Below are 15,220 nucleotides of genomic sequence, written 5' to 3' on the forward strand. Positions count from 1 at the left end.
TCCCGAAGCGGCCATGTATCGGAGTGCTGAACAGTAGCCTGCGGTTCCCCAAGTCGTAAGGGCACAGGTCAGTTGGGCGGAGAAGGTGGCCAGGGCTCGTGACGGCCGCCGCCGAGCACAACCGACGGCGGTGTGGCACCGGCGCTTGAGGCCGTGCTCACCGAACCGGTGGCAATAGCCGCCGAATCGGTGGTTCGCGCACAGGGGTGGATGTTCGCCTGAGGTTCAGACGAGACACGCGGGTTCCGCGACTCGACGCGGAACCCGCCCGCGCACCGGGGATCGAGAGCAGGCGCTCAACAGCACCTCAACACCCGGAGCAGTGGAACCCTGTGCCATCCCGAGGCGACACTCGGACCTGAACCCTGCCCAGCCTCACCCCAGCACGCGAAGGCGGTCCACCGACTTCGGCGGCGGACCGTCACGAAACTACGAGGCTGGAGAGACATCAGCGTCAGGCACACCGCCCGAGCCCGCCGGAGCGGCAGGGAGCGATCTCCTAGACGTCCGTCGAGGCGCTGGTGATGTGGCAGTTGTACGCGTCACCGTCCACCAGGGAGTAGCTCTGATGCACCTCACCGGACGCCCGGGACTTCCAGGGGCCATAGATGGTGATCGAGTAGGGATAGTTGGGCGAGGCACAGTTCGCCTTCACCCGGTACCGTCCGAATCCCCCGTCGCAGGTAGCCTCTGCCAAGTTGTCACTGTTATTGAACGATGCCCGGCAGCTGTAGACAGCTGCTTGGGCAGAACCCGCGCTGACCACCAGACACGTGGTGAGCCCCATGGACACCACCGCTGCTTGTGCTGTCAGCTTAGCGATACGTCTCATTTCGCACCCCTTCAAGCGTGATCATTCAGTACTTGCGCGTCACGCTAGGGGGAGATCGTTATGCAGTCAAAAGGATTTTCACACGATTACCTCTGCCCGTAAGCTTGTCTTTTAACCGGTTCGGCGCGGTTTGGTATCGGCCTTGTGGTGGGCGGGTCGGTTGTATGCCTCACCAGTGGCGAGAACTCTGCCCACGTCGTGGCGAACGGCGGGGCGGCGGTTCTTCGAGCCAGGCGGCCTGCCTGGTCCGGGACGGGACGGTTTGGGCGCACCGGCTGGAGAACCCATGCTCTGCGCAGGTTTCTGACCCTTCTGCGGACGCGGCCGGGTGTCAGTTTTATTCGGCTCGGCCACCTTCTCCCAGGGTCGACGATGATCGGTGGCCCGCGGGCGGGCGAGTCGGAGCTGGGTATGGGCGGCGATCACCAGCCAGGTCCACCGGTCCGTCGCTTCCGAGCTACGAAGCCGCGGCTTGGTCCAGCCGAGTGTCTGCTTGAACAGCCGAAACGTGTGGTCGAAGCGTCGCAGGAAGGAATGCCAGCAGCGGTCGAAGTCCGCTGTGGTGGCGCCGGTGCCCGACCACCACAGCCATAGACGCAGGAGGCGTCCTCGGCGACGCCGAGACGGCGCTGCTACTCGACCTTGCGGATGAATACCCGCCAGTCGTTGGCGGGGTCCTCCACGCGATGGAGTACCCAGGTCTCGTCCCGAACGCGAAAGGTGTCACCCGGTTCGAGGGTGTACCGGTGCTCTTCGCCGTCGTCGAAACCGAGGCGGACCGTCAGTGGATACCCAGGGCGGGCGTCCACGTCTATCACGCCGAACAAAGCGATGGCAGCCCGTGTCGGGGCTCCCCGCCTGATGGAGATCTCAGATGCCATGTGGTTACTCCAAAGTGGAATACTGCGGCCGAATGTTGGCCCTGAACTGTGCGATCGTCAAAGGCTCGGGATGGTTGATACCTAAGGGATTGTGCAGATGAAGCCTTCCTCTGTCGTCGACCTCGGTCACCTCGTATGCGTGTTCCTTCTGAAGGTCGTTCGTCAGCGGGCCGTTGACCTCACTGGGGTGATGAGTGCCGACCAGCACTGGCTTCCCGTCGGTGAGTCGTTGCCGGATGTCACCGATGAGCTGCGCGTTCGGGCTGCGTCCATGGCGGTCGTACTGGTCGGGGAAGTCCAACACGACGGCAGGCTCGCCGGTGAGCTGAGTGAGTAGTTCGGCACGGTCGAATGCGGTGCTCCCCTTTTCGAGCCGGACGTAACCCTCTGGAGTTTCGGGTGCGCCGGCGAGTTGCTGCTTCTCGGCCCACAAGTCACGGCGTCGTGTGTCCCACCCCTGATCGCTGGCCGCGATCGTCTTCTCCAGGATGGGCGCCCACGCCGTCCCGCCGTCTCCGGAGGTCGCGAAGGCGGGTGTGCTGGGGTCGGCGTCGAATACGGGAAGCTCGGGCGTCACCGTGAGCTGGATCTCACGTCCTGTGGGCAGGAATCTGTCGCCAGGGGCCCTGGTCGCTTCATGCAGTTTGACCGAGTAATTGCCGTCCTCGGTCTGTGACATCAATGCGCGTATCGCTTCGGGGCGATGGGCGGCGACTCCGCAGAACGTGGCGATGATGCCGCAATCCTGGATACTTCCCTGCTTTGCCTGCTCGCGTCCGAGATTTTCGTCGAAGAGGGGTGTCTGCGTGCCGTCGGCACGGTCGAGAGGTGTGCCGTAACGGTCGGGAACATACTGCCGATCCAGGGTCGGATCCTGGAAGGCGGGGCGATCGACCGTGCCTGTCAGACGTTCGGCCTCGCTCGCCTCCGGTCCCCTGCCCGCGAGCTGCCTCAGCCTGTCCAGGACGCCGCCCTCGACTGTCTCTGTCTCGGGCGTGGACGTGGACGTTTCGGAGTCCCCACTGGGTTCGGTCGGTTCCGTCGGTTCCGCAGAGGCGTCCCCCCGGCTCGCGCCGTCTGAGAACCCCCGAGTCGCGGCGTCGGCCCGGAAGTCGAAGGACGCGCCGGCGGCGGCCCCCTCCGCAGCGTTCACGGCTTGTCCCGCGATGTCCACGGCAGCTTCGGTCACGGCGACGGCGAGCTTTCCCATGCCTTCGGCGACCTTCGCCACCGTCTCGGCGGTTTCGGCGGCAGGGGATGCCTGGTCGTCCGCTCCCTCGACGGCGGGTACTCCGTCGGGGTCCTGATCTCGCGTGTCGGTCTGCTCGGGCATACCTGACCGATCGGACGGGGTGGCTCCGTCCAGTGCCTCCTCCGCAACGTCGCCCTGCTCGGGACGGTCGGCCTCGTCCGGCGAAGCTTCGGACGGGGCTTCCCCGGGAAGGTCGACGGGCCAGCCGTCCTGTGGTGCCTGTGTGTCCGGTTCCGGTTCCTGTTCGGGCTCCTCTTCGACCTGGGGTTCGCGTTCGGATACGTCCTGCGGCGCGGGTACGGACTCGGCTTCGGGTTCCGTGTCGGCTTCTGGCTCTGGCTCGCTTTCGAGTTCGGCTTCCCGGTCCGGCTCCGGTTCGGACTCCGGTTCTGGTTCTGGTTCTGGTTCCGGTTCGGACTCCGGTTCTGGTTCTGGTTCTGGTTCCGGTTCGGACTCCGGTTCTGGTTCGGGCTCCGGCTCGGGCTCCGGCTCGGGTTCCGGCTCCGGTTCCGGCTCCGGTTCCGGCTCTGGTTCGGGCTCCGGGTTCGGCTCAGGCTCCGGGTTCGGTTCGGGGGAGTCCATGGTCGGCTCGTCGGGTGTGGACTCCCCCGGGGTAACCGGGTCCGGGTTCTCGGACGAGTCGTCGGATGCGGTCGCTGCGGGGCGGTCGGTGCCGTCCGGGGGGTTCTGATCGGCCGACGACGGCTCGGGCTCGGGCTCCGGCTGATCGGCCCGTGCCTGCGTCTCCTGCGTACCGACGTTGCCGTCCGTCGGCTGCTCGGAGGTGGGGGTGGGTATGTCGTGTGTTTCCGATTGCGGTTGCAGTTCCGGTTCGGGCACTTCGGAATCAGGATCCCCTTGGGGGGCGTCCTGGGCCCCTGTGCCCTCGGCCCCCGCCTCGTCCGGTTCGTCCCCGTCCCGGTGCGCCTGCGCGTCGACCGGCGGCGGCGGGGGCGGTGGAGGGGGTGGCGCGTCGGACGCACCGCCGAGCTCGCTCATGAACGGGGCTCTCTTCCCTCGACGCACACCATGGCCACGCGCACCGCCGTCTCGGCCACTACCGCGTTCAATAGAGGACCCTCCGCGCAGGCCAGCGCGAAGGCCCGTGTGACGTGCTCCCGCGTCGTGCCGCCCGTCACCGCCGACACCGCGTCGCGCAAGCCGCTGCGGTCCACGTCGCCGACCCGGGCGTGGAGCTTCTCCGGCCCGTAGCCGGGCAGGGCGTGGACCTGGAGGCGGTGTTCCGCGCCCGAGGTCCCGGTCAGGACCAGACCTCTGGCCGCCCATTGCGCCGCGTGCTCGGGGTAGCTGTGCGGGCCGTCCGGATTCGCCTTGCGGGCTCGCGCGATCGCCGCGATCACGTCCCGGAAGCGGTAGTTGGCGTACGTGTAGCGGCGCCGGTCCCCGCCCGGAGGCTCTGCACCGCGCAGAGCGCAGGACAGTACCGCGTGCAGTCGCTCGGCGAAGTCCGTCGGGTCGACCTCGTCCCGCATCAGGGACTCGCGCGCGCCGACGGTCCGTTCCACCAGGTACACGAGGGTGCACTCCAGGTCGCGCTCGGGGAGGGCCGTCAGCGCGGAGCGAACCGCTCCGCTCGGCTCGGGCGCCGCCATGCCCATCGCCTGGGCCATCGCGGCCACTTCCGCCCAGATCAGGTGGAGCGGAACCACGGAGAGGTGGTGACAGTCGTTCATCGTGCGCAGGGTGCACGGCTCGCGGCGGCAGGAGGCCCCGCAGAGCGGACTGCGTCCGGCGAGCAGGGGCGGCGCCGTCGACGCGTCCTTCGTGCTCTCGTCGTGTTCACCGTGCGGCATCGCCGTCAGCACCGGCCGGTCCATGCCGTCGGCGGCCACCGCGGCGCGTCCCGGCGGCAGGGAGACGACGTTCTCGCTCTGCTCCTGCTGGAGGTTCATGGTGGCGCCCACGGACCGGCGGTCGTCCTCCGCGGGAAGCCTGTGCATGATCTTCAGCGCGCTGTTCTTGATCACGTCGGGCAGGATCTTGCTGGGTATCTGTTCCACGATGACGACGCCCTCGCCGTACGCGCGGATCTCGGCCAGGAGCGAGGCGAAGAGTTCGACGGCCGCGGCCGCGGGGCCGTCCTCGACGTTCTTGAGCAGCCGGTGCGCCTCCTCCACCACCAGGACGTGGCGCAAGGGCACGCCTCCCGCGCCGTGGTGGACCCTCAGGTGCTCGACCAGCCTGATCAACACGGCACCGATGAGGAAAGCCTTGTCCTGGTCGTTCGTGATCGATTCCAGTTCGAGGACCACGTTTCCGGACAACAGGCCGGCGATGTCGAGCGGATGACCGCCCTCGAAGAACCGGCCCGGCGTGCCCTCCCGCAGCGAACCCATGCGGACGTCGACGAACCCCCTGACGTCCGCGGTGACTTCCTTGCCGTACCCGATCATCTCCACGACCTGCTGAGCGGTCGACTGGAGATCGCCGAGCGTGGGGTAGACCGCCGTCCGGGGCTCGTCCGGCTCGGCCAGTAGGTACTTCGGCTTGTGGGGCGGGCGCGGCTCGCCGGTGACGAGGTCCCAGCCGGCCGCCGTGTAGCACTGGGACAAGGCCCGGGCCAGCACCTGAGGGAACGGCTCGTGTCCCTCGAACGCCGCCAGGAAGAGGGCCCGTACGAGGTCCACGTGGCTCTGGAGCGGAAATCCGGGCTCCGGCTCCAGCGGGTTGAGCGAAGCCGGCGGGACGTCCACGTCCCCGGGCCGGATCACGGTGACGCGGTGCGCCGCCTCCCCTCCGCCCGCCGGGGCGAGGCGTCCGGCCATACGCGCGTACTCGGCCTTGGCCGGCTCGACCGCCAGCCAGGGGATCGGCCGCTCGTGAGTGGACAGGGCGGTGAGCAGGCTCCGTACCGTCTGTGACTTGCCCGAACCGGTGGCCCCGCAGACGAAGGCATGCCGGTTCAGGGTCGAGCGCGAGACGTGGAGCCGGCCTGCGGCGGACAGGGACTCGTCCAGGATGTCGCCGATCAGGAAGCCGTCGGCGGCCGCGTCCTGCCCCGGGTCGTCGGCGGTGACGTCGAAGCGGTTCGGAGCCACCGTACGGATTCCGGGCAGTTCGCGCTGCGGCGGCCTGGCGAGCGCCGCGACCAGTTCCGCGGTGGCGATGAAGGGAGTGGATCCCGGCGGTCCGGACCCGGTGGCGGCGGGAGTGGACTCGGCCAGCGCGTCCGTCAGGGGTACCGGACGCCGGGCCGGCACGAGAACGTACGGCAGGTCGTCCAGGTCACCCGCTCCGCACAGCAGTGCCGCCGAGGCGAGCGCGGACTCGGGCCGCTGGGCACCGACCAGTACGCGTACGTTCCAGACCCCGGTGGCAAGTGCTCGCGTCAGCTCGCGGTAGCGGGCCTCGGCACGTTCGGCCGCCACTCGGTCGGCCTCGGAGTTCTCCCGCTGGCGCAGCCGGGGCAGCAGTACGGACAGCGCGGCGCGCTCCCGCTCCAGCCGCTCGTGCGGGACGGGCTCGGCCAGCACCAGCCAGGCGAAGGCTTCCGGGAGGTGGGCCACGGAGTCGTCGAAGGAGCCACGGCGCTCCGTCGGCAGGGCGCGCTCGTCGTCGCCCATCCTCAAGGCGTCGTGGGACCCGAGGCAGGGCAGCCAGTACGGCATCCGCTCCAGCAGCGTGGAAGCCTCGCCCGCCGGGACGCCGCGGGCGGTCGCCCCCGGCGGATAGTTCAGGGGATGCTCTCCTTCCGCGCGCGGCTCCTGTCCGGCGGGCGGGAAGTACGGGGCTCCGCCCACGAGGAAGTGCATCGGCTGGTGGGGTCCCGGGCGGGCCCACGCCGCGGCGAGCCCCACGGGGAGCCCTTCGTGCGGGTTCTCTGTCCCGAGGTGGCCGAGTACGGCGTGGGCCGCCGTGACGGCGGCGGTGAGCTGCGCGGCGGTACGGTCCTCGGTGCGCGGGTCCTCCGGGCGGCGGGGCACGGTGAGCAGCCGGTGGAAGCGGTACGAGGCAAGCCCCGCGGGTCGGGGCGGGGCGCCGAACTCCCCGGTCACGTCAGGCTCGGACGCGGTCGGGGGGACAGCCGGGGCAAGAAGTTGATCCCCGGATTGCAGTCCCCGAACACAACGCGGCGGCCGCCCGGGCCAGCCTCGACGAGCACCAGTCCGGTTACGGGGAGGGCCTGGAGCTGTGTGGGCTCGATGGTGAACTCGTAGACACGGGTGAGGTTTTCGCCGGTCGTCGTCGATCGGGCGGTCGAGGTGTTCGTCGAGTCCTGCCAGCTCCGGGACAGTGAGGTGGAGGAGGAGCGGGAACTGCCCCAGTTGCTGCCGGACTTCCAGCCTCCGCCCCGGTTGAAGCCCTCCGTGTCCGACAGGCCGCGCTGGTAGCTGTAGCTGGTGCCGCGCCCTTCGGTGACGGTCTCCCCGACCTGCCGGGTCAGCTGGTTCACGAGGAACTTGTGCTCCTGACCGATGAATTGCGCGGCCGCCTTGGCCTCCTCGCCGTTGCCCATACGCATGAACACCGTCGCGCTGTCGGATCCGCCGGCAACCTGGACGGTGGCCTCCCTGAGGTGTTCCAGGAGGAAGACCAGCCGCACTCCCGCTGTACGTGCCTGGCGCCCCATGGTTTCGAGGGCTTCCCGACCCAGGTGGTCCGCTCCGGCGACGACGAGCGTGCCCGAGCCGGGGGCGAAGGCGCGCTTGCGCAGTGTGTGGAGCAGCTGGAAGAAGACGAAGCGGTCCGTCAGGTCTTTGCGGCGCTGGACCAGGTCCTCTGTGGTGACGACGGTGAGGCCGCCGGGCCGCCACCAGCCCGATGCGAGGGCGTCGGGGGTGGCCGCCGCCTCCGCCTTCGTGAGCAGCTCCGTCTGGGCCCGCACGTAGCGGAGCTCGTTCTGGACGCGTTCGCCCTGGCCCAGCAGGTCGACGGCCTGGGTGATCGAGTCCACTTCGGACAGGCTGAGCGCGCCCGGCCCCTGGGCGTCCACGTCGTACACGCGGAGCAGGACGCGCAGTCCGGCGGCGAGGCGGGCGAAGGTCACCGGGCCTTCCAGCAGGTCCGCCACGGTCTGGACCACGTCCACGTCGATGGTGTGGAGGTCGATGTCCGCGCCGGGCGGGCGCATGGACGCCAGCGCCTCGGCCAAGGCCTCGGCCAGTTCCTCGGAGGTGAACTCCTCGCGCAGGTCCTGCCCGAGCAGGGCCCCGGGCATGGGTACGTGGCTGACGGCAACCCCGCGCCGGGCGGCGAGGCCGGCCAGCTCCAGGGCCACCGCCTGCTGGCTCAGGTCGAGGACCACCACCGACTGGCCCCCGCCGAGGAGCGGCCCGCCGAGCGTGGCGAGCAGGCTCGCCCAGCCGTTGCCCGTACCGCCGAAGACGTCGATGCGGCTGGGCTTGGACGTGAGCGAGATCGGGAACCAGGTCTCCAGCGTCTCGTTGTGGCGAAGGTGCTCGGCGTTGTGGGCGGCGAGCCGTTGCTGCCAGGCCTTCGTGCGTGCCTCGTAGTCGTTCCGGGCCCGCTGCCTCGCGGAGGCCAGCCGGTGTTCGGCGGCCCGCAGCTTGGCCTGGGGTGAGGTCATGGCGAACACGACGATGACAAGTATGACGACGATGACCGCGGCCCCCATTCCGCCGGCCGCGAACGCCGCGATGCCCGCAATCAGGATCGCGCAGCCGGAGCTGGAGGTGTTCTTGCCGCCCATGGCCCGCTCCTGGGCTGAACGCACCTCGGAGTCGGAAGGGTCCGTGTATACGGGCGGGTTGCCGGCATCGCGGTGTGCCGGAGGCGCGGGAGGCTGGACGAACTCCCAGCCCCAGCGTTCATCCCCGGTGAAGACGCGCAGCGCCAGCTCCGCGTCGGCCGCGTCCTCCTCCCGGTCCCCCGGACCGCCCTCTTCCTTGAGCCCGGTTCCGCCCTCGTCAGCGCTCATTACGCCCCCCGTTGAATGTCGGAGCATCGTGCCCGCCCCAGGGGTGCCTGTCAGCGCTGGGGTCCGGGGTCGGGGGGATGTTTGGCTAGAACTGAACTGCGAGTGGCCAGAATTGACGCTTCGTCACATCTTCAACCGGCGGGTGTCCGGAGCGGCCCGCTGCGGCCCTCGGCCCCGGCGCGGTCTCCGTCCCTCACGGTCCGCTGTAGGCGTCTCGGATTCTCTGCGTCTCCGGCTCGCTCAGCTGCCCGAGTACCATCGTGGCGATCTCCCCAGGGTCACTCCCTGCCGGACCAGGGCTGCCGGAGTCAACGACCGCGCGACCGGAGAACAGCCACTCCTGCAGCGAGACGCGACGTACCCGCGCCTGGCCGTCCTGAAGGACGACCTCGTTGCCGTCTGTTGTGGCAACCGGCTCGACCACCTCGACGGTCTCCCCGTCGTACCGGAACCGTGTCCCCACACCCATGCGCGTTCCGACCAGGTCATGGTGCGAACCGCAGCATGCGCGAAGGGTGAAGCGCGCCGTCGAGATCAGTATCGAGGTGCCCAGTCCACAGCAGGTGATGCACGGCAGCCTGACTTGTGGTCGCTCATACGCTGGAAAGAGGGGGGACGCCTCCCTCGGGAACACTCCGTCCAGAACGGCTCCGAGAACCGCTCCCAGCAGGTCGGTGCCTCGACGCACCCACGTCCCGGCATCGGAAACTCACGAAAGCACTCGTGCCGTCCACCGCGCCCCCAGCAGCCGCCCTGATGACCACGGTGTCAGTGCAGCATCGGCGACGGTGCCAGCCTCGTGCAGAGTCGCCCGAACAGGCGAGGCGCCCGAGCTGCGAATCTCAGGATGGAGGGCACAAGTGCCAAAGCGGTGCCATTGCGGCTGAGACTGTGCCGCGAAATCCTGGACCCTGGAGTGCCACTACCCGCCAGGGGGCCTGGAGGTGAGGAGATCGGCAGGAGCTACGAGCTCACGAAGGACGAGCTCGTCCCGGTCACCGATGAAGAGCTCGACGAGATCCCGCTGCCCACCGCGAAGGCGATCGAGATCGTGGCGTTCGCCGACGCCTACAGCATCGACCCGATCCGGATCAGCGACAGCTACTACCTCGCGATCGACGGACAAGTCGCAGCCAAGCCCTACGCCCTGCTCCTCAAGGCACTGGAACGCTCCGACAAAGTCACCGTCGCCAGATTCGCGTGGCACAACCGCGAACGGCTGGGGCTGCTCCGGGTTCGGGAGAACGCGATCGTGCTGCACGCGATGCGGTGGCCCGACGAGATCCGCAGCCCCGGCCAGGAAGACCACCATGAAGACCACGGCCGCCGGGAAGCGCACGGCGGAAGAAGGCTGCGGCCGGGAAGATGCGCAGCGCGTCCTGAACGGGCGCCTGGGCGAGATGGTCATGGGGTTGCCGCGGATCGCTCCGATGCTCGCCACCGCGTGCCGCGGCCGGCTCACCGGCCTGCCCGGCGCCCTGCTCGTGGGCGAGGCGCACGAAGGCGAGCTGCGGTACATGGGCAGCATCGGCACCGGATCGAGCGACAACGAACGCACCACCCTCGCCCCCCTCCTCCACGTCGCCGCGATCGACGACTGCCCCTTCGACGAAGCACCGCACGTGGCCGGCGCACGCTGGGTCCTGCCCCGCCTCGTCGGCGAAGTCCGCTACACGACCCGAACCCGGGCAGGAATGCTGCGGCACCCTTCATGGCACCGCCTGCGCCCCGACCTCGCACGGGACGACCTCATGTGACTGATTCCCAACGATGGTTGTCAAGCGGCGAGTCGTAGGCTGCCGCCCGTGCGCAGCTGCTCCCAGTCGACTTGAACGGGCTGGCGGCACATCGCACCGGAAGCTCCCGGTGCGACGGAGACTCCGTCGCCGTCAGGACGCGGCCGCGCGCGCCGCCTCCAGTTCGGCCACCAGCCGCACAACCCGCTTGTTCCGGGCTCGGCCAAAACTGTGGCCCGACAGCATGTACAGCTGGTCCGTCCCGCCGGAGACCAGCACCAGCTCCGGGACGTCGGACGAGTAGACCGTGCTCGACAGGACGGCCACCCGAACCTCCCGGATGCCCGCCCACGCGTGGGAGCGCGCGTTGAGCAGCCCGGAGTATCGCAGCCCGTCCGGCCCGTAGCGGACGCCGAACACCGGTGAGCGGAACGTCAGCACCACACCCGGCACGCCCAGGATGACGACCGGGATCAGGTGGACCACACGGCTCACGCCCGCCGCCATTACGACGGCGAGCAGCAGGCACGCGCCGCCCATCAAGAAGTAGCCGATCGCCCAGAGGGGACGCCTCTTCCGCATGTCTGCCCCCAGTTCCGTGGCGCGCGGCGTCGTCCGAGGTCCGGGACCGCCGTGATCGCCCGTGGATCAGCTTACGAACGGCGGGCCGCACCGCCAAGGGCTGGCACTGGCGAGATCCGCGGCTCCCGACCCCGGTGTCCGTTTTGACCCTTGACCACCCCTTGACCGCACGGCTCGTCCTTGGCCGATCACACACCGCCTGACACCGGTTCGCACCAAATACGCGGGACTGGGAGGACGACGAGCCTCAGTTCTACGATTACAAGCCGCACACCTGAGCCAGCCCTGGGAGATGTCGAGTCCGGTCGGTCTCGGGCAACTGCCGGTGCGGCACCGTTCTCCGCGCCAAGGATGCTGTCCGCGTCCCACGAGTGCCGTAGCCCCGAAACGACACACAGCCATTGGAATCCGGCGAAGCTCCGCGAAGTGGTTAATGTCTGGGTAAGTCGAGACAGGAGCCGCTCATGATGGCACGCCCGGAAACCGACCAGCCGACACGGCGGGACAAGCGGATCGCGGGACGCGAACCGGACCGGGTCGAGGTCACCCAGGTCCTGAGCCAGGACGTAGTGCTGGGGACTCCCGTGGTCGTGGACATCGCCCGGCACACCCCTGTGCTGGCGTTCCACAATCCCGGTGAGACGGCCGGTTCTGACTCCGACGGGCACCAGGCCCTGGTCTTCTGCCCCCGGCAGGGTCCGGTGCCCGACATCAGGCATGTGGCCCGCGCGTTGGGCACTGCGACGGGCTGGCGGGTCAGCCGGCCGTTCGAGTCCTGGCTCCAGGAGCAGGCAAAGCAGCCGGGCTGGTCGTTCAAGGACCTCACGGTGAGCGTGCGGTCCGAGAACGGTGCCCGAACGGTGGTCGCGCACTTCTGCGTCGTCAGCCCCAGTCAGTACGGGAAACCGGCCGCTCAGGTCTTCAGTTCCGAACTGTCCCACGACGGTACGCAGTGGGCCGATCCTGTCGTGTCCGTCCCCCCTCCTCCCGAGACTCCTCAGGGTGCCTTCGACACCATCGACACGACCTATACGGCCGCGGGGAAACCCGTGGTGTACGCCGTGCGCAACGCCCCGGGGGGCGTGTGGCTCAAGTCCGACGCGTTCGACGTGGTGAGTGGGTTCTTCGGGCAAGTACCTGACGGACCCACCGTGGCGGTCGCCCTGCGGGACACGTACGTCGTAATCGCGGCAGTGGTGTCGGGCGGGCTGAGCGCCCTGTTCCAGGAAGGGAACGACTCAGGGGGAAACGTCCAGACCGCCGAGCTCCCCTTCCAGCCGAAGCAGGTGATCGGCGGCTTCGTCATGGGCCAGGAAGCCGTGTTCCTGGTGACCGACTCCGACGGTGGCCTGTGGACCGCGGTCTGCGACGGCCAGTGGATCAAGGCCGGCCGACGACTCCACGCCAAAGGCACCGTGCGGGTGGACTCCCATCCCACCGCCCAGGGCGGCCGCGACATCTACGTCGTCGACACCGACCGCACCTGCTGGGTGTACCGGCTGACCTCCGAGGGCAGCAGCGCAGGGGTCCCATTGCAGAAGGACCTGGCCGCCGTCGCCACACCCCCTTCACCGCTGGAGACCTCGACCGTCTTCCTGGCGGAGGCGGGCACCGAGACCGGGGACGAGACGAAGAACGAGCTGCGGCTCGACGTCCAGGACAGCGCCACCGGCCTGTGGCGCCGCGTCCATGTGCACGACCCCGCCGAAGGGGTCAAGGACGTCACCCGCTACCGGCTGGAGGCTACCGTCTACGACCGGTGCGGTGCGCCCATGCCCCGGCACACCGTCACCCTGGCCCGCGCGTCGGACAGCAGCGAAGGCGAGATCACGGTCGGCGGCCAGGTCACGGAGATCACGGACAAGCCGACGCCTCTGGTCACCGACGCCTTCGGCAAGGTCACCATCGCTGTGACGCCGAACCGGTTGACCGCGCCCAACCTGGTGCTCAAGGTCGACGGGCTGAAGGACGGCATCCCCCTGCGGCCCGCCCAGGACACCCAGGACTACTTGCAGGGCACGAAGAAGAAGCGGCTCAACTTGACCAACCCGGCCGGCGCCCTGCCCGACTTCGAAGGAAAAGCGCTCGCGGAGGCGAAGGTCCCCGGTCAGGGCGGCCGCCCGACCGCCAAGCCGTTGGCACCCCTGGCTCAGGAACACCCCACGCTGGTAGCCAAGCCCGCGGCCTTGGTGATGCGGAAGCTGGCCGCGTACTGGTTCGAACCCGCCTCGGACGCCTCGCCCGGCTTCCATCTGTCGGTCACCAGGGCGGACGACGGCATCCCGAGGCTCGACGTCAGGGAACTCACCGCCGAAGAGGCGAAGGTCAGCCCGGACGACTCCTGGGAGCAGAACCGGATCGCGACCGGAGACCTGGTCGAGGGACTACACAACGGGACCGTAGAACTCCGGCAGCTCACCTTCGACGCGACGTCCGGATGGATCACGCTGGGTGCCGAGATCTACGGGATCTACAAGGAGTTCAAGGCCTCGTTGAAGAAGACGATCGAGGCGATCTGGAAGGTCATCGGGAAGATCTTCGACCTGATCGGAGCAGCGCTCGCCAAGGTTGTCGACTGGTTGAAGGCATGGTTCGACTTCCCTGCCATCTGGAACACCAAGAAGGCCTTCGAGCAGTCCGTCGACACGATGCTCGGCGAGGCCGAGAAGGCGGTCGCCGAGGTCGGCAAGCTGACGGCCGGCTGGTTCATGCAGCAGGAGAAAGACGTCGAGAAGAGCTTCCAGGACGCCCAGGACAAACTGGGCGCGAAGACTGCCGGGAGCGTCGGCACCTGGCCGGGCAAGGGGAAGCAGGGCACCCCCGTGACCGGGGCGGCGAGACTGGCCGACCTCGGCGGAGGAAACGCCCACCTCAACTGGTTCCAGGACAGGGCGATCGGCACCGGTGCGGACTTCGCGGGCAACGACGAGGAGATCATCGACGACGACGCCTGGAAGAGTTGCGCCGACAAGCTCGGAACGGCCGGGGACAAGTTCGTCACCGGGGTGAAGGAACTCCTGGACGGCTTCGCGCGGCTCATCTCCAAACCGGGCGACCTCCAGGCCCAGACCCTGGCCACGCTCCTGGACGCGTTCAAGAACCTGGCGCTGGCGGCCCTCGACTTCGGGGACGGCGTGGCGCAGGCGCTGGCCGTCGTGGTGTCCAAGGCCCTGGCCAAGCTGAAGACCTCCCTGAACGCCGCACGGGATCCCGGGCTGCTGAGCAGACTGTGGAGGTGGATCGCCGAAATGGCCGGCGACAAGGACGCCCCGCTGACCGTCAGCGGGGTGGTGTGTCTGCTCGGCGCGCTGCCGGTCACCTTGATCTACCGCCTGATCAAGGGAAACGGAGCCCAGCCCTTCCCCCCGAAAACGCCCGCACCGGCACAGGCTGCAGCGCGGCGGCCCGCCACGTACTTCACCTCCGACACCCTGCTGGTGGCGGCGATCCTGCAGACCGTGCAGGTCGTTCCGTGCGCCATCAGCGACTTCGGTGCCTGGGTAAAGGCGAAGGGCGAGGAACTGCCGTACCTGGGCACCCTGGCCCTGGTCGCGAACATGCTGCTCAGCATGGTGGTCATGGAACTCGGCTTCGAGGCGAGCGGGCGCGACGCCTGGTTCTGGGCCGGCCTCCTCATCCTGGTGCTGGGTGCCGGAACCGCGGTCATGGTCGCGGTTGCCAACAAAGCCCGGATCGCACGGCTGCTCGATCGGCTGGTGAAGGCTGGAGACCCGATCCCGATCGCGCTGACCTTCAAGGGAGTCATCTGGGACCTGCGCTTGGCCCTGCTGGAGATCGGCAAGGGTAAGGACGCCGACTACACCACCGGGCGCATTTTCCTCGCGGTCCCGCCCGCAGCCACGGCCATGACCCACCAGAGACTGCTGCAGGCCCCCGACGCCGGCGAACTGGTCTTCGCGGCCAAGGAACTCATCAACGTCGCCTTCATCGTCGTCGGCGGCGCCCTCCTGATCAAGCACTACTCCTAGTGTTCTGAGCCGGGAATTCTCTTCGGGGGGCGGCTCGTGAGCTGATGTC

7 protein-coding genes and 3 pseudogenes are annotated in these 15,220 nt (G+C 68.8%); 3 read left to right on the top strand and 7 right to left on the bottom strand.

The window, feature by feature from the left end:
• Positions 1-499 precede the first annotated feature (499 nt).
• From ACGF8B_RS37865 to ACGF8B_RS37890, 6 genes and pseudogenes are all read right to left on the bottom strand, one after another.
• Positions 500-697: a hypothetical protein gene (locus ACGF8B_RS37865; protein ID WP_392747029.1), complete on the bottom strand. Its 198-nt coding sequence runs from the start codon at positions 695-697 to the stop codon at positions 500-502.
• Between the two features lie 246 nt (positions 698-943).
• Positions 944-1,426, bottom strand: a pseudogene (locus ACGF8B_RS37870) (transposase); the annotation flags it as partial.
• A 38-nt stretch (positions 1,427-1,464) separates the two neighbouring features.
• Positions 1,465-1,713, bottom strand: coding sequence for a DUF6406 domain-containing protein (locus ACGF8B_RS37875; RefSeq protein WP_392747031.1), 249 nt, complete (start codon positions 1,711-1,713; stop codon positions 1,465-1,467).
• A gap of 4 nt (positions 1,714-1,717) precedes the next feature.
• Entirely contained in the window at positions 1,718-3,964 is a 2,247-nt protein-coding gene (locus ACGF8B_RS37880; RefSeq protein ID WP_392747032.1) for a hypothetical protein, read from the bottom strand.
• A complete protein-coding gene (locus ACGF8B_RS37885; RefSeq protein WP_392747033.1) occupies positions 3,961-6,981 on the bottom strand; it encodes a helicase HerA domain-containing protein in 3,021 nt (1,006 codons plus the stop codon). Before ACGF8B_RS37885 ends, ACGF8B_RS37880 begins: the two co-directional genes overlap by 4 nt.
• A complete protein-coding gene (locus ACGF8B_RS37890) occupies positions 6,978-8,864 on the bottom strand; it encodes a hypothetical protein (RefSeq protein ID WP_392747034.1) in 1,887 nt (628 codons plus the stop codon). The genes ACGF8B_RS37885 and ACGF8B_RS37890 overlap by 4 nt, the downstream gene beginning before the upstream one ends.
• A gap of 946 nt (positions 8,865-9,810) precedes the next feature.
• On the opposite strand from ACGF8B_RS37890, the pseudogene ACGF8B_RS37895 reads away from it, so the two are divergent.
• A pseudogene (locus tag ACGF8B_RS37895) lies at positions 9,811-10,158 on the top strand (Ku protein); the annotation flags it as partial.
• Between the two features lie 154 nt (positions 10,159-10,312).
• Positions 10,313-10,621: pseudogene (locus tag ACGF8B_RS37900) on the top strand (ATP-dependent DNA ligase); the annotation flags it as partial.
• A 132-nt stretch (positions 10,622-10,753) separates the two neighbouring features.
• On the opposite strand, the gene ACGF8B_RS37905 reads toward ACGF8B_RS37900, so the two are convergent.
• Positions 10,754-11,182, bottom strand: a complete 429-nt coding sequence (locus tag ACGF8B_RS37905; RefSeq protein WP_392747035.1) for a hypothetical protein — start codon at positions 11,180-11,182, stop codon at positions 10,754-10,756.
• A gap of 464 nt (positions 11,183-11,646) precedes the next feature.
• Between ACGF8B_RS37905 and ACGF8B_RS37910 the strand changes: the two genes are divergently transcribed.
• Positions 11,647-15,171: a hypothetical protein gene (locus ACGF8B_RS37910; protein WP_392747037.1), complete on the top strand. Its 3,525-nt coding sequence runs from the start codon at positions 11,647-11,649 to the stop codon at positions 15,169-15,171.
• Positions 15,172-15,220 lie beyond the last annotated feature (49 nt).

Origin of the sequence: Streptomyces sp. NPDC047917, assembly GCF_043204345.1 — a bacterium.
GTDB classification, from domain to species: domain Bacteria; phylum Actinomycetota; class Actinomycetes; order Streptomycetales; family Streptomycetaceae; genus Streptomyces; species Streptomyces sanglieri.